The organism is Geodermatophilus sp. FMUSA9-8, from assembly GCF_037034165.1.
In the GTDB taxonomy this organism is placed as follows: domain Bacteria; phylum Actinomycetota; class Actinomycetes; order Mycobacteriales; family Geodermatophilaceae; genus Geodermatophilus; species Geodermatophilus nigrescens.
This window is the reverse complement of sequence record NZ_JBAGKE010000003.1, coordinates 236,054-258,396: the sequence shown is the minus strand read 5'-3', so window position 1 is coordinate 258,396 and position 22,343 is coordinate 236,054. Positions and strand designations below refer to the sequence as shown.

24 protein-coding genes and 1 pseudogene are annotated in these 22,343 nt (G+C 76.4%); 15 read left to right on the top strand and 10 right to left on the bottom strand.

Translation table 11 applies throughout. The features are described 5' to 3' along the window. Positions 1-9 precede the first annotated feature (9 nt). From WA616_RS08375 to WA616_RS08365, 3 genes are read right to left on the bottom strand one after another with little or no spacing between them, the layout of a single operon-like run. Complete coding sequence (locus WA616_RS08375) at positions 10-1,275, bottom strand: MFS transporter (RefSeq protein ID WP_336028881.1); 1,266 nt, start codon at positions 1,273-1,275, stop codon at positions 10-12. Continuing rightward, positions 1,272-1,853: a helix-turn-helix domain-containing protein gene (locus WA616_RS08370; protein ID WP_336028880.1), complete on the bottom strand. Its 582-nt coding sequence runs from the start codon at positions 1,851-1,853 to the stop codon at positions 1,272-1,274. The genes WA616_RS08375 and WA616_RS08370 overlap by 4 nt, the downstream gene beginning before the upstream one ends. Before the next feature lie 58 nt (positions 1,854-1,911). Further along, positions 1,912-2,109 carry a hypothetical protein gene (locus tag WA616_RS08365; RefSeq protein WP_336028878.1) on the bottom strand — a complete coding sequence of 66 codons (198 nt, stop codon included), beginning with the start codon at positions 2,107-2,109 and terminating at the stop codon, positions 1,912-1,914. Between the two features lie 148 nt (positions 2,110-2,257). Here WA616_RS08365 and WA616_RS08360 point away from each other — a divergent pair, with 148 nt between their 5' ends. The 5 genes and pseudogenes from WA616_RS08360 to WA616_RS08340 all read left to right on the top strand — a co-directional run bounded on the left by WA616_RS08360 (position 2,258) and on the right by WA616_RS08340 (position 6,861). Continuing rightward, a complete protein-coding gene (locus WA616_RS08360; RefSeq protein WP_336028876.1) occupies positions 2,258-3,751 on the top strand; it encodes an MFS transporter in 1,494 nt (497 codons plus the stop codon). Continuing rightward, positions 3,748-4,437, top strand: coding sequence for a response regulator (locus WA616_RS08355; RefSeq protein WP_336028875.1), 690 nt, complete (start codon positions 3,748-3,750; stop codon positions 4,435-4,437). The genes WA616_RS08360 and WA616_RS08355 overlap by 4 nt, the downstream gene beginning before the upstream one ends. Continuing rightward, positions 4,359-4,526: pseudogene (locus WA616_RS08350) on the top strand (fused response regulator/thioredoxin-disulfide reductase); the annotation flags it as partial. The gene WA616_RS08355 and the pseudogene WA616_RS08350, both read left to right, overlap by 79 nt. A gap of 152 nt (positions 4,527-4,678) precedes the next feature. After that, on the top strand, positions 4,679-5,437 hold the full coding sequence (locus WA616_RS08345; protein WP_336028873.1) for an NAD(P)/FAD-dependent oxidoreductase: 759 nt from the start codon (positions 4,679-4,681) through the stop codon (positions 5,435-5,437). Next, a complete protein-coding gene (locus WA616_RS08340; protein WP_336028872.1) occupies positions 5,434-6,861 on the top strand; it encodes an ATP-binding protein in 1,428 nt (475 codons plus the stop codon). The genes WA616_RS08345 and WA616_RS08340 overlap by 4 nt, the downstream gene beginning before the upstream one ends. A 4-nt stretch (positions 6,862-6,865) precedes the next feature. On the opposite strand, the gene WA616_RS08335 is transcribed toward WA616_RS08340, so the two are convergent. After that, a complete protein-coding gene (locus WA616_RS08335; protein WP_336028871.1) occupies positions 6,866-7,699 on the bottom strand; it encodes an alpha/beta fold hydrolase in 834 nt (277 codons plus the stop codon). Between the two features lie 60 nt (positions 7,700-7,759). On the opposite strand from WA616_RS08335, the gene idi reads away from it, so the two are divergent. The 4 genes from idi (at position 7,760) to WA616_RS08315 (ending at position 10,326) form a co-directional block, all read left to right on the top strand. Further along, a complete protein-coding gene (idi, locus tag WA616_RS08330) occupies positions 7,760-8,305 on the top strand; it encodes an isopentenyl-diphosphate Delta-isomerase (RefSeq protein ID WP_336028870.1) in 546 nt (181 codons plus the stop codon). A gap of 87 nt (positions 8,306-8,392) precedes the next feature. Beyond that, entirely contained in the window at positions 8,393-9,175 is a 783-nt protein-coding gene (locus WA616_RS08325; protein WP_336028869.1) for a polysaccharide deacetylase family protein, read from the top strand. 112 nt (positions 9,176-9,287) lie between these two features. Beyond that, the gene (locus tag WA616_RS08320) at positions 9,288-10,061 is read left to right on the top strand and encodes an SDR family NAD(P)-dependent oxidoreductase (protein WP_336028868.1); all 774 of its coding nucleotides are present in this window, start codon (positions 9,288-9,290) and stop codon (positions 10,059-10,061) included. Positions 10,062-10,074: 13 nt separating this feature from the next. Further along, positions 10,075-10,326, top strand: coding sequence for a hypothetical protein (locus WA616_RS08315; protein WP_336028867.1), 252 nt, complete (start codon positions 10,075-10,077; stop codon positions 10,324-10,326). A 45-nt stretch (positions 10,327-10,371) separates the two neighbouring features. Here WA616_RS08315 and WA616_RS08310 read toward each other — a convergent pair whose 3' ends face one another. From WA616_RS08310 to WA616_RS08300, 3 genes are all read right to left on the bottom strand, one after another. Beyond that, the gene (locus WA616_RS08310; protein WP_336028865.1) at positions 10,372-12,723 is read right to left on the bottom strand and encodes a SpoIIE family protein phosphatase; all 2,352 of its coding nucleotides are present in this window, start codon (positions 12,721-12,723) and stop codon (positions 10,372-10,374) included. Then, a complete protein-coding gene (locus WA616_RS08305; RefSeq protein ID WP_336028863.1) occupies positions 12,720-13,340 on the bottom strand; it encodes a biliverdin-producing heme oxygenase in 621 nt (206 codons plus the stop codon). The genes WA616_RS08310 and WA616_RS08305 overlap by 4 nt, the downstream gene beginning before the upstream one ends. Before the next feature lie 101 nt (positions 13,341-13,441). Beyond that, positions 13,442-14,002, bottom strand: a complete 561-nt coding sequence (locus tag WA616_RS08300; protein ID WP_336028862.1) for a TetR/AcrR family transcriptional regulator — start codon at positions 14,000-14,002, stop codon at positions 13,442-13,444. A 75-nt stretch (positions 14,003-14,077) separates the two neighbouring features. Here WA616_RS08300 and WA616_RS08295 point away from each other — a divergent pair, with 75 nt between their 5' ends. After that, positions 14,078-14,542, top strand: coding sequence for a DUF2867 domain-containing protein (locus WA616_RS08295; protein ID WP_336028861.1), 465 nt, complete (start codon positions 14,078-14,080; stop codon positions 14,540-14,542). An 18-nt stretch (positions 14,543-14,560) separates the two neighbouring features. Here WA616_RS08295 and WA616_RS08290 read toward each other — a convergent pair whose 3' ends face one another. Next, the gene (locus tag WA616_RS08290; RefSeq protein WP_336028859.1) at positions 14,561-15,667 is read right to left on the bottom strand and encodes a helix-turn-helix domain-containing protein; all 1,107 of its coding nucleotides are present in this window, start codon (positions 15,665-15,667) and stop codon (positions 14,561-14,563) included. A 94-nt stretch (positions 15,668-15,761) separates the two neighbouring features. Between WA616_RS08290 and WA616_RS08285 the strand changes: the two genes are divergently transcribed. Together WA616_RS08285 and pruA are read left to right on the top strand one after the other, a co-directional pair. Further along, positions 15,762-16,691: a proline dehydrogenase family protein gene (locus WA616_RS08285; RefSeq protein ID WP_336028858.1), complete on the top strand. Its 930-nt coding sequence runs from the start codon at positions 15,762-15,764 to the stop codon at positions 16,689-16,691. A gap of 20 nt (positions 16,692-16,711) precedes the next feature. Then, positions 16,712-18,337, top strand: coding sequence for an L-glutamate gamma-semialdehyde dehydrogenase (pruA, locus tag WA616_RS08280; protein ID WP_336028857.1), 1,626 nt, complete (start codon positions 16,712-16,714; stop codon positions 18,335-18,337). Positions 18,338-18,409: 72 nt separating this feature from the next. Here pruA and WA616_RS08275 read toward each other — a convergent pair whose 3' ends face one another. Next, on the bottom strand, positions 18,410-18,565 hold the full coding sequence (locus WA616_RS08275; RefSeq protein ID WP_336028856.1) for a DUF488 family protein: 156 nt from the start codon (positions 18,563-18,565) through the stop codon (positions 18,410-18,412). An 82-nt stretch (positions 18,566-18,647) separates the two neighbouring features. Between WA616_RS08275 and WA616_RS08270 the strand changes: the two genes are divergently transcribed. Next, positions 18,648-19,796, top strand: a complete 1,149-nt coding sequence (locus WA616_RS08270; protein ID WP_336028855.1) for an MFS transporter — start codon at positions 18,648-18,650, stop codon at positions 19,794-19,796. 11 nt (positions 19,797-19,807) lie between these two features. Here WA616_RS08270 and WA616_RS08265 read toward each other — a convergent pair whose 3' ends face one another. Next, positions 19,808-20,239 carry an Lrp/AsnC family transcriptional regulator gene (locus WA616_RS08265; RefSeq protein WP_073419061.1) on the bottom strand — a complete coding sequence of 144 codons (432 nt, stop codon included), beginning with the start codon at positions 20,237-20,239 and terminating at the stop codon, positions 19,808-19,810. Positions 20,240-20,342: 103 nt separating this feature from the next. Between WA616_RS08265 and WA616_RS08260 the strand changes: the two genes are divergently transcribed. Both WA616_RS08260 and ctlX read left to right on the top strand, forming a co-directional pair. Next, positions 20,343-21,380: an ornithine cyclodeaminase gene (locus WA616_RS08260; RefSeq protein WP_336028853.1), complete on the top strand. Its 1,038-nt coding sequence runs from the start codon at positions 20,343-20,345 to the stop codon at positions 21,378-21,380. Beyond that, positions 21,377-22,342, top strand: coding sequence for a citrulline utilization hydrolase CtlX (gene ctlX / locus WA616_RS08255; RefSeq protein ID WP_336028852.1), 966 nt, complete (start codon positions 21,377-21,379; stop codon positions 22,340-22,342). Before WA616_RS08260 ends, ctlX begins: the two co-directional genes overlap by 4 nt. Position 22,343: the final 1 nt, after the last annotated feature.

The following is a 22,343-nucleotide window of genomic DNA, read 5'->3' as shown; positions in this document are numbered from 1 at the left end:
GAACCGCCGCTACCCGGTGCGCGACGCGGCAACCGGTGACCGGGACCGCAGCCCCAGCGACACGAGCCCGGTGAGCAGCGCGGCGACGGCGGCGCCCAGGAAGCCGGCCGACAGCCCCGCGGCGTCGGCCAGCCGGGCCAGGCCGAGGGAGCCGCCGAGCGCCCCGATCTGCAGCGCGAACGACGACGCCGACAGCGCCGTGGCCCGCCGCCCCGCGCCCACGCGCCCGTGGAGCACCGACTTCCACAGCGGCCAGGCGGCGGCGTTGCCCACGTAGAACACGGCGAACAGGGCGGTCAGGGCGACCGGTCCGGCCAGGGGCACCGCCGCGATCGCGAGCGCCCCCACCGCGGCCAGCCCGGCCGCGGCCGCGGGACCGGAGCCCCGGGCCAGCCGGCGCGCGGCCGGCGCGAGCAGCGCCCCGAGCCCGGCGGCCGCGAACGACACGGCCATGACCACGCCGAACAGCGTGGCCCCGGACGCGCCGCTGCCGGTCAGCTCCGCGGCGTAGAGCGGGCCGAGCAGCTCCAGCGTGGACAGCACCGCGCCGACCAGCAGCGAGACCGCGAGCACCCGCCGCAGGAGCCGGTCGCGGGCGACCAGCCGGGCGGTGTCCCGGACGACGGCGGGCACGGCCCGCACGCCGGCCCCCGCGTCCGCCAGGCGCCGGCGCGGGGTCCCGGGCGGGTCGACGACGAGCAGCGCCACCGCGATCGCGGACACGGCCGTGAGCACCGCCGCGGCGAGCACCGGCAGGACGAGGGCGTCGTCGCCGGCCCGGCCGGACAGCAGGGGCAGCAGGCCCCCGACGACGGCGCCGAGGCACAGGCCCGCGCCGTCGGCCGCGCCGGCGCGGGACAGGCCCGGCGCGACGTCGGCGTCCGGGTCGGCGGCGCGGACCGTGTCGACGTACCAGGCCTCCAGTGGGCCGGAGTCCAGCGCCCGCCCGACGCCGCGCAGCGCCTCCGCGACCGCGAACGCGACCACGCTGTCCGCGAACCCGAGGGCGACCAGGCCGGCGGTGCTGAACACGGCGGAGGCGACCAGCACCGGCCGGGTGCCGAGGGAGTCGGCGAGGCCTCCGGTCGGCAGCTCCAGCACCAGGACGACGACGGAGTAGACGGCGATCACGACGCCGACGTCGGCCGGCGACAACCCGCGCGAGGCGGCCAGCAGCACGGTGACCGGCGCGCTCAGCCCCACCGGCAGCCAGCGCAGGGCGGTGAGCCCGACGAACCGCCGGCCGGCCGAGCGGACCGTCAGCGGCGCGCTCATCCCGGGTCCTCGGACAGCGGGAAGAGGTCGACCAGCACGTGCACGAGCGGCCGGCCGGGTTCCTCGCGGGTCGCCCGCCAGCGCTCGAGGACGCCGTTGAGCTCCTCGGTCAGCTCGGCGGCGGCCTCGGGGGAGAGGCGCAGCGCCCAGTCGTTGAGCGAGACGGCGCCGCGCCAGGCCGGCTCGAGCGCCTCGCGCTGCTCGGCGTGCGCGGCCAGCATCCGCCGCTGGCGGCCGAGCAGCTGGTGGGTGAGCTCCTCGAGGACCTCCCGGCCGCCGGGCCTGTCGACGAGGTCCTCGGTGCGCCAGCGGGTGCTGCGGTGGCGGGCGCGCCACCAGCGCTCCCGCGCGGTGCCCTCACCGGGCACCTCCTCGACCAGCCCGAAGCCGGCGAGCTGGCGCAGGTGGTAACTCGTCGTCCCGCTGCTCTCGCCCAGCCGCTGGCCGAGCCGCGACGCGGTGGACGGCCCCTCGGAGCGCAGCAGGGCGAGCAGGCCCGTGCGCAGGGGGTGGGCCAGCGCCCGCAGGGTGCGCGGGTCGCTGACGTCGACGGTGTCCTCGGGGGGCAGGTCGGGCACGCGCCGAGGCTACGGGTGCAGAGAACCCTTTGCAAAGAGTTCTCTGCACCCGGCCGCGTCAGCCGTCGGAGTCCTCGCCGTCGGTCGCGTCCTCGACCTCCTGCTCGGCGTCGTCGACGCCCTCCTCCACGTTCTGCTGCAAGTCGTCGTCGACGACGTCGGACCCGCACGCGGCGGTCGTGAACGACGCGGCGGCGACGGCGACGCCGGCCAGGGCGACGCGCCAGCGGCGGCGGGGGGTGGTGGCGGTGGACATCGAGGCCTCCTCGGCTCGGTCGGTCAGGACCCCCGGGGGTGCCCCGGGCGCCCCCCGCCCATGCGGGACCGGGCTCGTTGACAGCCCCGGTGCCGCGGGGAAGGCTCGCCGCGTGACGTCCCGGCCGCAGCCGGACCGCGGACTGCGGATGGGCACTCCCCAGGGGCGCTGGGTCCTCCTCACCACCGTGCTGGGGTCGAGCCTGGCGATGCTCGACGGCACCGTCGTCAACGTCGCGCTCGAGCGCATCGGTGCCGACCTGGACGCCTCGTTCACCGGCCTGCAGTGGACGGTCAACGCCTACACGCTCATTCTCGCCTCGCTCATCCTGCTCGGCGGCTCGCTCAGCGACCGGCTCGGCCGGCGGCGCGTGTTCGTCGTCGGTGTCGTCTGGTTCGCCGCGGCGTCGCTGCTGTGCGGCCTGGCCCCCGACGTCGGCACGCTCGTGGTCGCCCGCGCGCTGCAGGGCGTCGGGGGAGCGCTGCTGACCCCGGGCAGCCTGGCCATCATCTCGGCGTCCTTCGCACCGGAGGACCGCGCGGCGGCGGTCGGCGCGTGGTCGGGCCTGGGCGGGGTGGCCGGCGCCGTCGGGCCGTTCCTCGGCGGGTGGCTGGTCGAGTGGAGCTGGCGGGCGGTCTTCCTGGTCAACCTGCCGGTGGCGGTGCTCATCGTCGCGGTGGCGGCCAAGCACGTCCCCGAGACGCGCGACCCGGCCGCCGCCCCCGGCCTGGACTGGACCGGGACGGCGCTCGTCGTCGCGGGCCTCGGCGGGCTCACCTACGGGCTGACGACGGCCGACGGCGGCGGGCCCGGCGCGCTCGCCTGGATCGCCGCGGGTGTCCTCGCGCTCGCCGCCTTCGCGGTCGCCCAGCGCCGGTCGCGGCACCCGCTGGTGCCGCCGGTGCTCTTCCGCAGCCGGGTGTTCACCGCGACCAACGTCGTCACGCTGCTGGTGTACGCCGCGCTCGGGGTCGTCTTCGTGCTGCTGGTGCTGCACCTGCAGGTGGTCGCCGGGTTCAGCCCGCTGGTCGCCGGGACGGCGCTGCTGCCGGTCACCGCGCTGATGCTGCTGTTCTCCGCCCGGGTCGGCGCGCTCGCGCAGCGGATCGGCGCCCGGCCGCTGCTCACCGCCGGGCCGCTGGTCGCCGCGGCCGGCCTGCTGCTCCTGCTGCGGGTCGGCGAGGACGCCTCCTGGGTCGGCGACGTGCTGCCCGGCACGGTCCTCTTCGGCGCCGGCCTGACCCTGCTGGTCGCGCCGCTCACCGCCACCGTCCTCGACGCCGCCGAGGACCGCTACGCCGGCGTCGCCTCCGGCGTGAACAACGCCGTCGCCCGCGCCGCCGGGCTGCTCGCCGTCGCCGTGGTGCCGGTCGTCGCCGGCATCGGCGACGACTACACCGACCCGGACGCGTTCGCGGCGGGCTTCCGCACCGCCCTGTTCATCTGCGCGGGGCTGCTCGCCGCCGGGGCGCTGGTGGCCGCGGCGGCGGTCCGCCGGCCGCCCGAGCGCCCCTCCGGCGGCCGCCTGCCGGTCGAGGAGTGCCTGCACTGCGGGGTCGACGGGCCCCAGGTGCACCCCCGGATCCCGGCCGGCGGCGGCGCGGCCGCCGGCCCCCACCCCGTTCCCCTGGAGGAGTCGTGACCACGCCCGCCGAGTCCCCCGCGCCCGCCGCCCGGGCCCGCCCCGTCCTGCTCACCGTCGACGACGACCCCGGCGTCTCGCGCGCCGTCGCCCGCGACCTGCGCCGCCACTACGGCGAGCGGTTCCGCGTGGTGCGCGCGTCCTCCGGCGAGGAGGCGCTCGACGCGCTGCGCGAGCTGAAGCTGCGCGGCGACCGGGTGGCCGCCGTGCTCGCCGACTACCGGATGCCGGGCATGGACGGCATCGAGTTCCTGGAGCAGGCGATGGACCTGTTCCCCCGCGCGCGGCGGGCGCTGCTCACCGCCTACGCCGACACCGACGCCGCCATCCAGGCGATCAACGTCGTCGACGTCGACCACTACCTGCTCAAGCCGTGGGAGCCGCCGGAGGAGAAGCTCTACCCGGTCGTCGACGCGATGGTCGAGACCTGGGCGGCCAGCCCCGACGTCGCCGTCGAGGACGTCAAGCTGGTGGGCCACCACTGGTCGGCGCCGTCGTTCGCCGCGCGGGACTTCCTGGCCCGCACGCCGTGCCCTACCACTGGTACAGCGTCGAGGAGCCCGAGGGCCGGCGGCTGCTCGCCGCGGCCGGGGCCGCGCCGGAGGACGTGCCGCTCGTCGTGCCGCCGGGCGGGGACGCGCTGCTGGCGCCCACCGAGGCCGAGCTCGCCGCCGCGGTCGGGCTGACCGTCGAGCCGAGCACCGACTTCTTCGACCTCGTCGTCGTCGGCGGCGGCCCGGCCGGGCTCGGCGCCGCGGTCTACGGCGCCTCCGAGGGGCTGCGCACGGTGCTCGTGGAGCGCCAGGCCACCGGCGGGCAGGCCGGGCAGAGCAGCCGCATCGAGAACTACCTGGGCTTCCCCGACGGCGTCTCCGGCGGGCAGCTCGCCGACCGCGCCCGGCGGCAGGCGGCCAAGTCGGCGCCGAGGTGCTCACCGCCCGCAAGGTCACCGCGCTGGAGGCCCGCGGCCCGGCCCGGGTGGTCCACTTCGCCGACGGCGGCAGCATCGCCGCGCACGCCGTCGTCCTCGCCACCGGCGTCTCCTACCGGACGCTGCCGGCCAACGGCGCCGACTCCTTCACCGGCCGCGGCGTCTACTACGGCTCGGCGCTCACCGAGGCGGAGGCCTGCGCCGACCAGGACGTCTTCGTCGTCGGCGGGGCCAACTCGGCGGGCCAGTCGGCGGTGTTCTTCTCCCGCCACGCCCGCTGCGTCACCCTGCTCGTCCGCGGCCCGTCGCTGGAGGCGTCGATGTCGCACTACCTCATCCAGCAGCTGGCCGACCTGCCCAACGTCGTCGTCCGCACCGGCACCACCGTCACCGCCGTCCGCGGCGGGGACCACCTGGAGGAGATCGACCTCGTGGGTCCCGACGGCGCCGTGCACACCGCGAAGACCTCGCACCTGTTCGTCTTCATCGGCGCCGAGCCGCGCACCGACTGGCTCGACGGCGTCCTCGATCGCGACGACCACGGCTTCGTGCTCACCGGTCCCGAGCTGCTCGTCGACGGCGAGCGGCCACCGGGCTGGCGGCTGCAGCGCGACCCGTACTTCCTCGAGTCCGGCCTGCCCGGGGTGTTCGTCGCCGGCGACGTGCGCGCCCAGTCGGTGAAGCGGGTCGCCTCCGCCGTGGGCGAGGGCGCCATGGCCGTCACGCTGGTGCACCGGTACCTGGAGGAGCGGTGAGCGCGCCGACCCGCCTCGCGCCCGACGTGCGCGAGCTGTTCCTCTCCGGCGACCTCGACGCCGAGCAGCTGGCCTGGGTGGCCTCGACCGGCGACGTCGTCGACGTGGCCGCGGGCAGCGACGTCTGCACCGAGGGCGAGCCCGCCGAGTGCTTCTACGTGCTGCTGTCGGGCACGCTGCGGATGACCCGGCGGGTGGGCCGCGACGAGGTGGAGACCGCACGCACCGACCAGCGCGGCGTCTACGCCGGCGCGGTGCAGTTCTACCTGGGCGACCAGGTGCCGCAGGTCTACCCGTCGTCGGTTCGGGCGGTCACCGACTGCACGTTCCTGGCACTGCCGGCCGGGGAGTTCGCCGCCGTGTTCCGCCGCTGGTTCCCCATGGCGGTGCACCTGCTGCAGGGGCTGTTCCTCGGCAGCCGCAACACCGAGGAGCTCGTGGCGCAGCGGGAGCGGCTGCTGGCGCTGGGCAAGCTGACCGCCGGGCTCACCCACGAGCTCAACAACCCGGCGGCCGCGGCGTCGCGGGCCACCGCCTCGCTGCGCGAGCGGGTGGCCGGCATGCGGCACAAGCTCGCGCTGCTGGCCGACGGCCGCTTCGACGGCGAGCAGCTCCGGCGGCTGACCGAGCTGCAGGAGCGCTTCGTCGCCGGGATCGACGGCGCCGTGGAGCTCACCGCGCTGCAGCGCTCCGACCGCGAGGACGAGCTGTCGGACTGGCTCGACGACCACGACGTCGCCCGGCCCTGGGAGCTCGCGTCGGTGTTCGTGCCGGCCGGGCTCGGCCCCGCGGAGCTCGACCAGGTCGCCGGCGCCGTCGACGCGGACTTCCTCGAGCCCGCGCTGCGGTGGCTCGCCTACACGGTGGAGACCGAGCTGCTGCTGGCCGAGATCGTCGACAGCACCGCCCGGATCACCCACCTGGTCGGCGCGGCCAAGCAGTACTCGCAGCTGGACCGCACCCCGCACCAGCCCACCGACCTGCACGAGGGGCTCGACGCGACGCTGGTGATGCTCAGCGCCAAGACCGGCCCGGGCATCCGGGTGGTCAAGGAGTACGACCGGTCACTGCCGCCGGTGCCGGCCTTCGCCGCCGAGCTCAACCAGGTGTGGACCAACCTCATCGACAACGCGCTCGACGCGATGGCGGGGGAGGGCACGCTGACGCTGCGCACCGCGCTGGACGGGGAGTCCGCCGTCGTGGAGGTCGCCGACACCGGGCCGGGCATCCCCGAGGAGCTGCGGCGGCGGGTGTTCGAGCCGTTCTTCACCACCAAGCCGGTGGGCCAGGGCACCGGGCTCGGCCTCGACGTCGCCTGGCGGATCGTCACCACCCGGCACGGCGGCGTGCTCAAGGTGCGGTCGCGGCCGGGGGAGACGCGGTTCGTGGTGCGGCTGCCCCTGGCCGACGGACCGCCCGCCTGAGCGCTCAGGCGGCGGTGCGGGTGTGCGCCACCACGAGCTCGGCGGCGCGCTCGGCGGCCAGCTCGGGGATCCAGTGCGGCACGCCCTCGAGCACCTCGAGCCGGTAGGGGCCGGTGACGAACTCGCGCGTGCGCTCGGTTGCGGTGCGGCCGAGGAAGGGATCACCGGTGCTCCACACGTGGAGCACCGGCACGCCCACCCGGCCGACGGCGTCGCGGGCGGCCAGCGGCACCGCGCGGTACCAGGCCAGCGCGGCCGGCAGGGCGCCCGGCTCGCGCATCCGGTCGACGTAGCGGTCGACGGCGTCCGGCGGCAGGTCGCCGTTCTCCAGCACGCCGCGCAGCGCCGCGCCGTCGCGGGCCAGCAGCAGCCGCTCGGGCAGCACCGGCAGCTGGAAGGCGGCCATGTAGGACGAGCGCAGGCACTGGTCGCTGGAGAGCAGGGCCTTGGTGACGGCGCCCGGGTGCGGGGTGGACAGCGACGTCACCGTGCGGACGCGGGCGGGGTGCCAGGCGCCGAGCGCCCACGCGACCGCGCCGCCCCAGTCGTGCCCGACGACGTGCGCGCGCTCGATGCCGGCCGCGTCGAGCAGCGCGACGACGTCGCCGGCCACCGCGCGCAGCCGGTAGGGCGAGCGGCCGGAGGGGCGGGCGCCGGGGCTGTAGCCGCGCTGGTCGGGGGCGAGGGTGCGCAGCCCCGCGCCGTGCAGCAGCGGCGCCATCCGGTCGAAGGCGGAGGAGTCCTGAGGGAAGCCGTGCAGCAGGACGACCGGCTCGCCGTCGGGCGGGCCGCCGTCGCGGACGTCGAAGGTCAGGCCGTCGTTGCGGAACCGGTCCATGTCCCCCCGGTGCCCGGAGGGCCTGTGGCGGAACCCCCGGCGTCGGGGAGGATGGGCGGCGTGACGGTGACCGCGGCGGAGCTTATCGTGCTGGTCGACGACGACGGGGCGCCGATCGGCACCATGCCCAAGCCGCTGGTGCACCACGGCGAGACGCCGCTGCACCGCGCGTTCTCGGCCTACCTGTTCGCCGACGACGGCCGGCTGCTGGTCACCCGCCGCGCCGAGGACAAGCAGACCTTCCCCGGCATGTGGACCAACACCGTCTGCGGCCACCCCGGGCCCGGTGAGGACGACGCCGCCGCGATCGCCCGCCGCGCCGCGCAGGAGCTGGGCCTGCAGGTGGCCGACCTGCGCCCGGCGCTGCCCGGGTACCGCTACCGCGCGGAGTTCCGCGGCGTCGTGGAGAACGAGGTCTGCCCCGTCTACCTCGGCCGGTTCACCGGCACGCCCGACCCCGACCCGAGCGAGGTGGGGGAGTGGGAGCTGCTCGGGTGGGCCGACTTCCGCCGTCGCCAGGAGGACTCCGAGTTCGACGAGTGGTCGCCGTGGTGCCGGGAGCAGGCGCGCCTCATCGAGCAGGCCGGGCTGGTCCCGGCGGCGTAGCCGGCACCCCACGCAGAGTGCCCGGCGCGCGAGCGCCGCTGTGTCGCTGCCCGGGACGCGCCGCGGGGTGCTCCTAGCGTCCGCCGCGTGGACCGCCGGGGCTTCCTGTACCTCCTCGCCGCCGGGCTCACCGGCGCCGCCGTCGGGCGCGGCGCCGCCGGCCTCGACCTGGCCGCATCCGACCCCGCGCCCGCCCGGACACCGGCGCCCGCGACGCCGACCGGCCCGGGCGGCATCGTCGCGGCGCCCGCACCGGCGGGCGTGGTGCAGGAGCTGCCGGGGGACGGCCCGCAGCTGGCCCTGACCATCGACGACGGCAGCAACGGCGAGGTGGTCGCCGCGCTGGTCGCCCTGTGCCGCGACACCGGCACCCGGCTGACCTTCTTCCCCAACGGCAGCTACCGCACGTGGGGCGACAACGCCCGCGACCTGTGGCCGCTCATCGAGTCCGGCCAGGTCGCCTTCGGCAACCACACCTGGTCGCACCCCGACCTCACCACCGTGTCCGACGCCGAGGTCGCCGAGGAGCTGCGGCGCAACCAGGACTTCCTGCGGCGCACCCTCGGCGTGACCGCCACCCCGTTCTGGCGGCCGCCCTTCGGCTCGCACGACGAGCGTGTCGACGCCATCGCCGCCGACCTCGGCCACCCGACGACGGTCATGTGGAACGGCACCTTCGACGACGGCCGGGTGGTGTCCGCCGAGGGGCTCATGGCCGCCGCCGAGCAGTGGTTCACCGCGCGGGCGATCGTCGTCGGCCACGCCAACCAGCCCTCGCTCACCGCGGTGCTCGACCAGATGCTCGCGCTGGTCGGGAGCCGGCAGCTGGTGACCGTCACGCTCGCCGACGCCTGGGCCGCCCCCGCCTGACCCGCCGTCCGCGCGCAGGGGGCGTCCCGACCTGCGGGGCGCGCGGTCCTCGGCGAGAGTGGCGGGGACGGATCGTGATCACGGCCCCGCGCGGGCCGGAACGGAGGAACGGGTGGCAGGGGAGCTCAAGGGCCGCGTGGCGCTGGTCACCGGCGGGGCCAGCGGGCTGGGCCGGGCGACGTGCCTGTCGCTGGCCGAGGCCGGCGCGCACGTCGTCGTCGCCGACATCGACGCCGACGGCAGCGCGCGGACCCGCGACCTGGTGACCGACGCCGGCGGCAGCGCCGACGTCGTCGCGCTCGACGTGACCGACGACGCGGCCCGCCGCGCGGTCGTCGCGCAGCTCTTCGACCAGCACGGGGACGCCTTCGACCTGCTGGTCAACGTGGCCGGCATCGACCGCCCGGGCTACATCACCGACATCGACCTCGACGACTACCGCCGGGTCATGGCGGTCAACTGCGAGGGGCCGGTCTTCCTCACCAGCGAGTTCATGAAGCGGGTGCAGCACCTGCCCGAGGGCCGCATCGCCGACGTCGTGCACGTCGTGTCGCTGTCGGCGATCACCTCGGGCAGCGGCGCCATCGCCTACAACGGCTCCAAGGCCGGCTTCCTCAACGCCACCCGCTGCATCCAGCGCGAGCTGCGGGAGAAGGCCGTGCAGGCCGAGGACGGCAGCGAGCGGCCCTTCCCGGCGCGGGTCATGAGCGTCATCCCGGCCGCCATGGACACCCCGATGATGGAGCAGTGGGGCATCCCCGGGCACCTGATGATGCCGCCCGCGGCGGTGGCCGACGCCGTCCGCACGCTGGTCACCATGCACCCGGCGGCGTACGTGCCGGAGATGCAGATCGTGCCGCGGCTCGAGCCGAACTTCCCGCGCTGACCGGAGGGCGACCGTGACCGACCCCGACCTGCCCGACAGCGGCATGGCCTCCGGCTCCGACGCCGGGCAGCCGGGCGAGCGCCTCGGCACCGGCGACCTGCGCCCCGACGAGGAGCGCCTGCTCGCCGAGTTCACGCGCGGCGTCGACCGCGCCCCGCAGGACAACGACGCGGAGGTGCGGGCGGCCGAGGACGAGGCGCCGCTGCCGGCCGACGGCGGCGCGCAGGGCGACGGCCTGGAAGCCGGGTTCTCCGACCCGGCGTGACCGGGAGGGCCGGCCGGTGCGGGGAGACCCGCGCCGGCCGGCCCGTCAGCTCCGGAGGCGGACCGCCACGAGCGCGACGTCGTCCTCGGCGCCCTCCGGCACGAGCCGGGCGAGCACCGCGTCGCTGACCTCCTCGACGGAGGCGTCGCGCAGGTCGGCGAGGGCCACGCCGAGGCGGTCGATGCCGTCGTCGAAGCCCTCGTCGCGGCGCTCGACGAGCCCGTCGGTGTAGAGCAGCAGCGTCGAGCCGGCCTCGAGCCGCACCTCGGCGTCGACGCGGGGAGCCGCGGGGCTCACGCCCAGCAGGAGGCCGGGCCGGCCGCCGGTCAGCGTGACGGCGGTGCCGTCGGGGCCGGCGGTCACCGGGGGCAGGTGCCCGGCGCTCGACCAGCGCAGCGTCGCCGCGCCGCCGTCGTCGGACGGGGAGAGGCGGGCCACCAGCACGGTGGCCATCGCCCGGAGGTCGAGGCCCTCGATCGCGGCGTCGAGCCGGCCGAGGACCCGCGCCGGGCTGTCGCCGTTGTCGTAGGCGATGCCGCGCAGCAGCCCGCGCAACTGCGCCATGCACGCCGCGGCCTGCACGTCGTGGCCGACGACGTCGCCGATCACGAGCATGGTCGAGCCGTCGGGCTGGCCGAAGACGTCGTACCAGTCGCCCCCGACCTGGGCCTCGCGGGTGGCCGGCACGTAGCGCACCGCGACCTCGAGGCCGTCGGTGGTCGTCGGGTCGGACAGCAGGCTGCGCTGCAGCGTCTCCGCGGCCCGGACGATGCTGCGCGAGCGGGCGTAGAGCGCCTCGAGCAGGTGCCCGCGCAGCTGCAGGACCTCCCCGCGTTCCTGCGGCGTCCACGGCTGCGAGCGCTCGCGCACCGTCTCCCGCCAGCGGTCGAAGCTCTTGCGCGGGCTGAGCCGCACCTCGTCGCCCTCGCGCTCGGCGAGGGCCTTGTTGTGCGGGTCGCCGCCCCAGTCGACGTGCCGCACGGCCTCGCGGCGGTGCCACAGCACGTACTGGCCCTCGGGCAGCGGCAGGACCAGCACGCCGGCGACGACGTCGAGCGGGACGCCGAGGTGCGGGGCGTCCTGCTGCAGCGTGTCGGTGGCGACCAGCTCCTCGCCGCGCGCGGCCGCCCAGGACACGACGCGCTCCAGGACGTCGCCGGGCAGCGCCTCGCCCTTGGTCCCGCTGCTGCCCTGCAGGCACACCGTGACGCCGTCGGCGGGCAGGACGTCGAGGAGGCTCGTGCCGCCCAGCAGCGTGTCGGCGAGCGGGCGGTCCTCGTCGAGGGTGGCGGCGGTCAGCCACGCCATCGTCGAGCGCACCTGCAGTGCCCGGTGCACCTCGTCCTCGGCGGTGCGGTCGACCAGCCGCAACGACAGCGTCGAGCCGAGGAACTCCGCGGCCGCGCGGGTGGCGAACGGCGGCTGGTGGGGGCCGGCGTAGTGGTGGCAGGCGATGAGCCCCCACAGCCGGTCGTCCTGCAGCAGCGAGATCGACATCGAGGCGCGCACGCCCATGTTCTGCAGGTACTCGACGTGGATGGGGGAGACGCTGCGCAGCGTCGAGTAGGTCAGGTCCAGCGGCTGCCCGGTGGCCGGGTGCGCGACCGGCTGGATGCGGCTCGGCTCGTAGTCGACGTCGCTGATCAGCCGCAGCCAGTTCTTCTCGTACAGCGCCCGCGCCTGCGCCGGGATGTCGGAGGCGGGGTAGTGCAGGCCGAGGAAGGAGTTGAGGCCCTCGACCCTCGCCTCGGCCACGACCTCGCCGTTGTAGTCGGCGTCGTAGCGGTAGACCATCACGCGGTCGAAGCCGGTGAGGGCCCGGACGGCGCGGGCGGTGATGTCGTAGAGGTCCTGCAGGCTGCTCGCCCGGTTGAGCTCGGTGACCGTGCCGCGCACCGCCTGGTAGGTGTTCGGGAAGGAGAACGGCCGCGGCCCGCGGGCGGGCTCCAGCTCCACCACGAGGTTGGTGAGCGGCGGCTCGCCGTCGACCGGCTGGCCGTGGCCGTCGCGGGCGCCGCCGAGGACGGCGCGGTGCAGGATCGCGTCGACCGGGACGGGGTCGCCGTCGACGTCGAGGGTCACCTCGACCGGGTTGCGCTCGCGCAGGTCGCCGAAGGCGCTGGCCGAGCGGACGATCGCGTCGCTCGGCGCCACGCCGAGGACGTCGGCGAGCGGCCGGCCGAGCGCGTCGGACCAGACCACCCCGGTCAGCCCGGCGAGGTTCTCCGATGCCTGGACGACGACGAGGTCGGGCTCGCTGACCGCCAGCAGCACGCCGCGCGGCTGGACGCTGCCCGGCACGTGGATGGGCTCGCGGGCGCAGTTGTCGAGGTCGACCGGTTCGCCCGGGGCCAGCCAGGCGACGTCTGCCCCTGACGTGGCGTCGACGTCGGTCACGCGGGTGCCCCCTGCGGCCGGGCGGCGGGAGCGCACCAGCCGGCGAGGTCGGCGAAGGTCGAGCGGGCGGCGGCCACGACCCGGCCGGCGTCACCGCCGCCCTCCACGTGCGCGCGGGTGAACCGGCGGAAGGCCGCCCACATGGCGCCGGTGTCCTCGCCGTAGGGGCTGAACGCCCGCAGCCGGGGGCCGCCGGCGAGGCCGGGGAGCGAGGCCAGGTGCCGGTCGATGAACGTGCCGCCCAGCGTGGAGCCCTCGAGCACGTACATCCGGCCCAGCGCGGCGTCGGTGTCGGGGACGGCGGGCAGCGCAGGACGGTCGCCGTCGGCGGGGTCGGCGCCGAGCGCGGCGAGGTCGGCGGCGTAGACGCCGGCGCGGCGGCGGCGGTCCCACTGCAGGGCCGCGGCATCGGCGGGGTGGGCGGCGGCCCAGGCGTCGAGGCCCTCCTCGGCGGCGCGCCAGAAGGCGTGCAGCAGACCCAGGACGCCGGCCAGGCGGTCGGCGTCCAGGTCGTGGTCCATGAGCCCGAGCGTGGTCTCGACCTGCTCGTGCTCCACGGCGGTGGCCGTGCGGAGGTCCCGGAGGACGTCGCCGGCGCCGCCCGCGTCTCGAGGCAACGCCTCTCCTCCCGCAGCCATCAGCCACCCGAGGGTAGGCCAGGCCGCTGACGCCGTCGCGGCGAGACGGATGGGTTCCGCAACCACCCGGGTGGTTCCGGTCACCCTCCCCGCGGTCCGAGCACGAGGTCCGCCGCCCGCCGGAGCACCTCGGCCCGGCTGCGCCCCCGGTGGTCGGCGGCCAGGAGGTGCTCGCCGATCGCGACGCAGAAGGCCACCAGGCTGCGCGCCTCGACCTCGTCGGGGTCGCTGACGGTCGCGCCGATCACCTCGCGCAGCAGGTCCATGCGCCGGCCGTCGACCCGCCGCAGCCGTTCCGCGACGGCGGGGTCGCGCCGCGCCCAGTCGCGGACGGCGAGGTCGACCGGCAGCAGGCGGTCGCCGGAGAAGGTGAGCGCGCCGGCCCGGACGGCGCGGGCGCGCGGGTCGCCGCCCTCGCGGTCCACGCGGGCGAGGACGTCGTCGGTGGCCTCGCGCTCCCAGGCGTCGAGGACCGCCGTCAGCAGGGCCCCGCGGTCGGCGAAGTGGCCGTAGAAGCCGCCCTTGGTGACGCCGATCGCCTTCGCCAGCACCTCGACGCGGACGGCGTCGGGCCCGCCGGCGGCCAGCGCCCGCAGGCCCTCCTCGACCCAGCGCTCCCGCGGCGTCCGGACCGTGCCCACCCGACCTCCTGTACGCCACCGTATACAACCGCTACCGTCGTGCGTACGGAACCGTATACGAGAGGGAGGACCGGCATGGTCACCAGCACGGGTGTGGTCCGCGGCGCGCTCGCCGCCGACCGGGCGGGGAGTTCCCTGGATGCCGTCCACTACGCCGACCGGTGCACCCTGGCCACCGGCGTGGAGGCAGGCGCCGAGGAGTGGGCCCGGGCGCTGTTCGGCGACGTCCCGAGCCCGGCGGAGGTGCTCATCTGGCGCGTCCTGCTCGGCTTCCGCCTGGACCCGCGGCGCTCGCCGGACACCGTGGCGGGCTGGCGGGTGGGGGAGCGCGCCCCGGACCGGATCCGGCTGGAGACCGCGTCGGCGTCGCTGAGCGCCGAGATGGTCGTCCGGACCGCCGGGCGCCGGGTCACCTGGACGACGAGCCTGCGCTACGACCGCCCGTGGGGCCGGCTGCTGTGGCCGCCGCTGTCGGCCGTGCACCGCCGCCTGGTGCCCCGCGTGCTGGCCGCCGCCGAGCGCGAGCTCGCCCGGCGCTGAGCACCGGGGCGGCGGACCTCAGGGCAGCCGGGCCCGCCGCAGCGAGGCGTGGACCAGCAGGCGGGTGTCGCCGTCGGCGAGGTCGAGGCCGGTCAGGGCGGTGATCCGGGCCAGCCGGTAGTACAGCGTCTGCCGGTGGATGCCCAGCGCGGCCGACGTCCGCGCCACGCTGCCGGCGGTGTCGAGGTAGGCCTCGGCGGTGGCGGCCAGCGCCGGCTCGGCCAGTAGCGGCGCGACGGCGGGGTCGGGCGCCGCCATCGCCGCCGCGGTGCGCCAGCCGCCGAGCTCGGCCCAGGAGGCGACCGGCGCCAGCCGCGGCACGACGGCGGCCACCGCCGCGGCCGACCGGGCCTGCGCCCACCGCCCGGGCAGGTCCGCCACGGCGGTCGCGGGCTCGGCCACCCCGGCGCTGCTGCCGGCGGGCAGCCGCGCCAGCGCGGCGGCCGCGGCGGCGCCGGCCGGGCGCGGGTCGCCGGGGCGGGGGAGCCGGACGGCGACGGCGACCTCGTCGCCCACCACCGCCGCGCCCGCGGGCGGGCGCCAGCCGGCCGGCAGCGCGCCGCCGGCCGGGCGCAGCGCGACCAGCGCGACGCCGGCACCGTCGAACCGGGCGGCGAGGGCGGCTGCGGCCCGCTCGCGCCCGGCCGCGGTGCCGCCGAGCAGGGCGGCCAGCGCGGCGCCGTCGTCGTCCTCCTCCTGCCGGCGGGCCAGCAGCTCCCCGGCGCGGGCGGCCAGGGCCACCGCGGCGGCCAGCGCGGGGTCGCTCTCGTCGGCCGGGTCGGTCCGGCCGCCGTCGAGCAGCCACAGGTAGCCGAGGGTGCGGTCGGCGTGCCGGACCGGGAGCAGCAGCCGGGTGAGGATGCCGGCGTCCGGGTCGGCGGGGGTGCGCAGCGGCCCCCGTGCGCGGGTGATGCCGAGGTCCTCGAACCAGCGGCGGGTGGCCGGGGTGGAGCCGCGGCCGAGGATCGAGCGGGTGCGGACGGCGTCCATCGCGGGGACGTCCCCGTCCTCCAGCGGGTGCGCGGCGTAGGCGACCAGCGTGAAGTCGACGTCCTCGAGCGTCGCGGGGGCGGCGAGCAGCCGCGCCACCTCGTCCACCACGTCCTGCAGGTCGTCGCGCACCATACGACTGTATGAGACGGCGCCGTGCGTCTGTCCCTGGCAGGCGCGTCCCGGCATCCCTAGCGTCGGTCCCGACGACGGGGACGGAGGGATGCAGGTGCTGACGACGAAGACGGTCCTGCTGGGCGCCTCGCGGCGCCCGGCGCTGCGCCGGGCGCTGGTGGGGACGCCGGTGACGCGGCGGGTGGTCGAGCGGTTCGTGGCCGGCGAGACGCTGCCCGAGGCGCTCGCGGTGGTCCGCCGGCTGACCGGCGAGGGCATCGCGGTCACCCTCGACCACCTCGGCGAGGACGTGACCGAGCCCGAGGAGGCGCGCGCCTCCCGCGACGCCTACCTGGCGCTGCTCGAGGGCCTCGCGCCGCTGGGCCTCGGCCCGGACGCCGAGGTGTCGGTGAAGCTGTCGGCGTTCGGCCAGGCGCTGCCCGGCGGGCACGACCTCGCGCTGGACCTGGTGCGCCCGGTGGTGGAGGCGGCCGCCGCGATCGGCACCACCGTCACCCTCGACATGGAGGACTCCACGACGGTCGACTCGACCCTCGCCGTCCTCGCCGAGCTGCGCCGCGACCACCCGGGCACCGGCGCCGTCCTGCAGGCCGCGCTGCGCCGCACCGAGGACGACGTGCGGGCGCTGGCCACGCCGGGCTCGCGGGTGCGGCTGGTCAAGGGCGCCTACGACGAGCCGCCGTCGGCCGCCCACCAGGGCCGCCGCGACGTCGACGCCGCCTACGCCCGCTGCCTGGGCGTGCTCATGCGCGGCCCCGGGTACCCGATGGTCGGCAGCCACGACCCCGCGATGGTCGACCTCGCGCAGCGCCTGGCCGCCGAGTACGGCCGCACCGCGGACTCGTGGGAGGTGCAGATGCTCCACGGCATCCGCACCGACGAGCAGCAGCGGCTGGCGGCCTCGGGCACCCGCGTGCGGGCCTACGTCCCCTACGGCCGCGACTGGTACGGCTACTTCACCCGCCGGCTCGCCGAGCGCCCGGCCAACCTGCGCTTCTTCCTGCGCGCCCTCGTCTCCCGCTGACCCGACCAGGAGGCCCTGTCATGGACGGCACCACCCGCGTCCCCCCGCCGCGCAACGAGCCGGTGCTCGGCTACGCCCCCGGCTCGCCCGAACGGGCCGCGCTCGAGACCCGGCTGGCCGAGCTCGCCGCCGAGCCGCTGGAGCTGACGCTGACCATCGGCGACAAGCAGCGGATGGCCGGCGGCGAGCGCTTCGACGTCGTCCAGCCGCACCGGCACGCCGCCGTCCTCGGCACCGCCGCGCACGCCACCCACGCCGACGCCGAGGAGGCCGTGGCCACCGCCAAGGCGGCCGCGCCGGCCTGGCGTGACCTGTCCTTCGACGACCGCGCCGCGGTGTTCCTCAAGGCCGCCGAGCTGCTGGCCGGGCCGTGGCGGCAGACGCTCAACGCGGCCACGATGCTCGGCCAGTCGAAGACCGCCCAGCAGGCCGAGATCGACTCGGCGTGCGAGCTCGTCGACTTCTGGCGCTGGAACGTGCACTTCGCCCGCGAGGTGCTCTCGGCCCAGCCGGAGTCCTCGCCGGGCGTGTGGAACCGCAGCGACCACCGGCCGCTGGAGGGCTTCGTCTACGCGGTCACGCCGTTCAACTTCACCGCGATCGCCGGCAACCTGCCCACCGCGCCGGCGCTCATGGGCAACACCGTCGTCTGGAAGCCCGCCCCCACCCAGCAGTTCGCCGCGCACTTCCTCATGCGGCTGCTCGAGGCGGCCGGCCTGCCGCCCGGTGTGATCAACATGCTCCCCGGCGACGGCATCCCCGTCTCCGAGGTGGTGCTCGCCGACCGCGACCTCGCCGGCATCCACTTCACCGGGTCCACCCCGGTGTTCCAGCACCTGTGGCGCACGGTGGGGGAGAACATCGCGAACTACCGCGGCTACCCGCGGGTCGTCGGGGAGACCGGCGGCAAGGACTTCGTCGTCGCCCACCCCTCGGCCGACGTCGACGTGCTGCGCACCGCGCTGGTCCGCGGCGCGTTCGAGTACCAGGGGCAGAAGTGCTCCGCGGCCTCGCGCGCCTACGTGCCGCGGTCGGTGTGGACGCGGCTGCGCGACGACCTGGTCGCCACCACCGAGTCGCTGACCATGGGCGACGTCACCGACCTGTCGAACTTCATGGGCGCGGTCATCGACCGGAAGTCGTTCTCCAAGCTGTCCGGCGTCATCGACCGCGTCGACGACGACCCCGCGCTGTCGATCGTGGCCGGCGGGCAGAAGGACGACTCCGAGGGCTTCTTCGTGCGCCCGACGATCATCGAGGGCACCGACCCCGGGCACGAGGTGTTCACCACCGAGTACTTCGGCCCCGTGCTGGCGGTGCACGTCTACGACGACGCCGACTACGACGCCGTGCTCACCCAGATGGAGTCGGTGGCGCCGTACGCGCTCACCGGCGCGGTGATCGCCCAGGACCGGGCGGCGATCGCGCACGCCCAGCACGCCCTGCGGTTCGCGGCGGGCAACTTCTACGTCAACGACAAGCCGACCGGCGCCGTCGTCGGCCAGCAGCCCTTCGGCGGCGGCCGGGCCTCGGGCACCAACGACAAGGCCGGCGCGGCGCAGAACCTGCAGCGCTGGACGTCGACGCGCTCGATCAAGGAGACGTTCGCCCCGCCGACCGACCACCGCTACCCGCACATGGGCTGACCGTTCGCAGCACGATCAGGCCGCCTGATCGTGCTGCGTCCTGGCTCATCGCCGACCGTGAGCCAGGACGCGTCACGCTGAGCCAGGACGCCGGTCACTCCGGACGTCGGGGTTGCCGCGGCTGCCGGGGAAGCGGCGCACGTCGACCAGCGACGTCACCCCGGCCACGGCGAGGCGCGCGCCGAGGCGGTCGCGGTCGTCGGGGCCGTGGCCCACGGTCAGCAGCACGGGCACCCCCTACCCGGCGGCCGCCGGGAGGCAGCGGTCATGCTGGGCCGCCGGGCGAGGTCGCCCGCGGAGGGGGAACGCGGTGGCACCGGGCACGACGGGGCGGACGTCGCTGTGGCGGCTCCCGGCCATGCGGGCGCTGGTGGGCGCCACGACGCTCGGGTTCGTCAGCTACTGCCTGACGCTGGCCTCGCTGCCCGCGTACGCGGTCGCGGGTGGCGCCTCCCCGGACACCGCCGGCGTGGTCACCGCCGTCTTCCTCCTCGTCACGATCGCCGTGCAGTCGGTCGTGCCCGCGCTCACCGCCCGCCTGGGCCTCGGCCCCGTGCTGGCGGCCGGGCTGCTCGCGCTGGGCGCGCCGTCGCCGCTGTACGCCGTCGACGACGGGGTGGTGTGGCTGTCGGCCGTCTCGGCGGTGCGCGGCGCGGGCTTCGCGGTGCTGACCGTGCTCGGGGCGGTGCTCGCCGCGCAGGTGGCGCCGGCCGAGCGGCGCGGGGAGTCGATCGGCCTGTACGGGCTGGCGATCGCCGTCCCCAACCTGCTGGCGGTGCCCGCGGGCGCCGCGCTCGTCCTGGACGGGCACCCGGGCTGGCTCGCCTGGCTGACCGCCTCCCCGGTGCTGGCGCTGCCGCTGGTCCCGGTGCTCGCCCGGTCGGTGCCCTGGCAGGGGGCGGCCGGCGGGTCCTCGCGGGCCGCCGTCCGGGCCGCGCTGGCGCCGTCCGCGGTGCTGCTGCTGGTCACCCTCGCCGGCGGCGGGCTGGTCACCTTCCTGCCGATCGAGCGGCCCGACGGCGTCCTCGCGACGGCGGCGCTGCTCGTCTTCGGCGCGACCGGCGCGGTCACCCGCTGGCGGGCCGGCCTGCTCGCCGACCGGGTGGGCACCCGCCTGCTGCTGCCCGCCGGGCTGGTCGTCGCCGCGGCCGGGCTCGCCCTGGTGGCGCTGGGCCTGGGCGCCGGGGCGGGCTGGGTGCTGGCCGGGTCGGCGGTGTTCGGCGCGGGCTACGGCGCGGTGCAGAACCTGACGCTGGTCACCGCCTTCGCCCGGGCCGGGGAGGGCGGCTCGACGGCGGCCAGCGCGATGTGGAACGCCTCCTTCGACGCGGGCACCGCGATCGGCGCGCTGGCGCTCGGCCTGCTCGCCGCCGGCGTCGGCCTGCCGTGGAGCTACGTGCTGGTCGCGGGCGTCCTGGTGGCGGGGCTGCCGCTGGCGCGGGCAGCGACCCGCGGCTGAGCGCTCAGCGCTCAGCGCAGCACGGAGGTCAGCAGCAGGCTCGTCTGGCTGTTGATCACCCCGGGCACCGAGCGCATGCGGTTGAGCAGCCGGTCGAACTCCACGAGGTCGGCGGTGCGGTGCTCGGCGACGAGGTCCCACGCGCCGTTGGTGGAGTGCATCGACTCGATCTCCGGGAAGCCGCGCAGCCGCCGGATCACCTCGTCGGTGGACCGGCCCTCCACCTCGATGAGCGACACCCCGCGCACCCCGCCGGCCGCGGCCTCGTCGCGCACCCGGACGGTGAACCCGACGATCACGTCGTCGGCGACGAGCCGGTCGAGGTGGCTGGTCACGGTCGCGCGGGTGACGCCGAGCCGGCGCGCCAGCTCGGCCACCGGGGCCCGGCCGTCCTCCCGGAGGGCCGAGAGCAGCCGCCGGTCGAGCTCGCTGAGGTCCGCCATGTGCGAAATGTACGGGTGATCTCCACAGACTGACCAGACCCTGCACAGAACGCGCGCTCATCGCTCATTGTGTGTGCAAATCGCCCAGCCCTACCTTCTGCGCATGACGCTCTTCGTCGACGTGCGCAACATGGTCCGCTGGACGGCCGAGACCGGTCCCGAGCGGATCATCGACGGCATCTCCCGGTACATCGAGCAGGACTTCGCCCGCTGGGAGTCCTTCGACAAGATCGCCCGGGTCGGCAGCCACACGCCCTTCGGCGTCATCGAGCTCATGCCGACCAGCGACGGCGAGACCTACGCCTTCAAGTACGTCAACGGGCACCCGAGCAACCCCGCCCGGGGCTACCAGACCGTCTCCGCCTTCGGCGCCCTGGCCGACGTGCACAACGGCTACCCCGTCTTCCTCGCCGAGATGACCCTCCTGACGGCGCTGCGCACGGCCGCCATGTCGGCGATGGTCGCCCGCCACCTCGCCCGCCCCGACTCGCGGCGCCTGGCGCTGATCGGCGCCGGCAGCCAGGCCGAGTTCCAGGCGCTGGGCATGCGCGCCGCGCTGGGCATCTCCGAGGTCACCGTCTGGGACACCGACCCCGCCGCCATGGCCAAGCTCGCCCGCAACCTGACCCCGCTGGGCTTCGACGTGACGATCGCCGCCTCCGGGCGCGAGGCGGTCCGCGGCGCCGACGTCGTCACCACCTGCACCGCCGACAAGGCCCGCGCCACGGTCCTGCAGGACGAGTGGATCGAGCCCGGGATGCACCTCAACGCCATCGGCGGCGACTGCCCCGGCAAGACCGAGCTCGACCCGACGATCCTGCTGCGCGACGACGTCGAGGTGTTCGTCGAGTTCCCGCCGCAGACCCGCATCGAGGGCGAGATCCAGGCCGTGCCGGCCGACTTCCCGGTGACCGAGCTGTGGGAGGTCGTCGCCGGCCGCCGCCCCGGGCGCTCCTCGGCGTCGCAGGTGACGCTGTTCGACTCGGTCGGCTTCGCGATCGAGGACCTCTCCGCGCTGCGCTACGTCCGCGACGCCGTGCGCGGCACGCCGTGGGTCGACGACATCGACCTCGTCGCCGAGCCGGAGGACCCCAAGGACCTCTTCGGCATGCTCACCGCGCTCCTGCCGATCGGTTCGTGACCGCCCCCGGTCAGGCGCCCGCGGCCGTCGTCCTGGTGCGGCCGCACGCCTTCCGGCCCAACCCGCTCACCCTCGCCGACGACGCCTTCCAGGCCGCGGCCGTGGGGGAGGACCCGGCGGTCCTCGCCCGCCGGGCGCACGACGAGGTGACGGCGCTGGCCGACGCGCTCACCGACGCCGGCGTGCGGGTGCACCTGTTCGACGACCCCGAGCCCGACCGGCCCGACAGCGTCTTCCCGAACAACTGGCTGTCCACCCACGCCGACGGCCGGGTGGCGCTGTTCCCGATGTACGCGGAGAACCGGCGGCGGGAGCGGCGCGGCGACGTCGTCGAGTTCCTCAAGGCCGCCTACCGCGTGCACGAGGTGGTGGACCTCTCCGGCCTCGAGCACGACGGCGTCTTCCTCGAGGGCACCGGCGCGATGGTGCTCGACCACGTCGCGCGGGTGGCCTACGTGGCCCGCTCGCGGCGGGTGGACCCGGTCGCGCTCGACCGGTTCTGCCGTGGGTTCGGCTACGAGCCGGTCGTGTTCGACGCCGTCGACGCCGGGGGCCGCGCGGTCTACCACACCAACGTGCTGATGAGCGTGGCCGGCGAGTACGCGCTGGCCGGCCTGGAGCTGCTGCCGTCGGCGGCGGAGCGGTCCCGGCTGGCCGAGCGGCTCGCCGCCGGCGGGCGCACCGTCGTCCCGCTCACCGCCGCGCAGGTGGGGGAGTTCGCCGGCAACGCGCTGGAGGTGCAGGGCAGCGACGGCCCGGTGCTCGCGCTGTCGGCTCGGGCGGCGGCGAGCCTGACGCGGGAGCAGCGGGCGGTGGTGGAGGCCTCCGCGCGGCTGCTGCCGGTGGCGGTGCCCACCGTGGAGCTGGCGGGCGGCTCGGTGCGCTGCATGATCGCCGGGGTGCACCTGGAGCCGCGGACCGCCGTCGTCCCCGTGTCCGTGCCGGACCCGGTCCCGGCCTGAG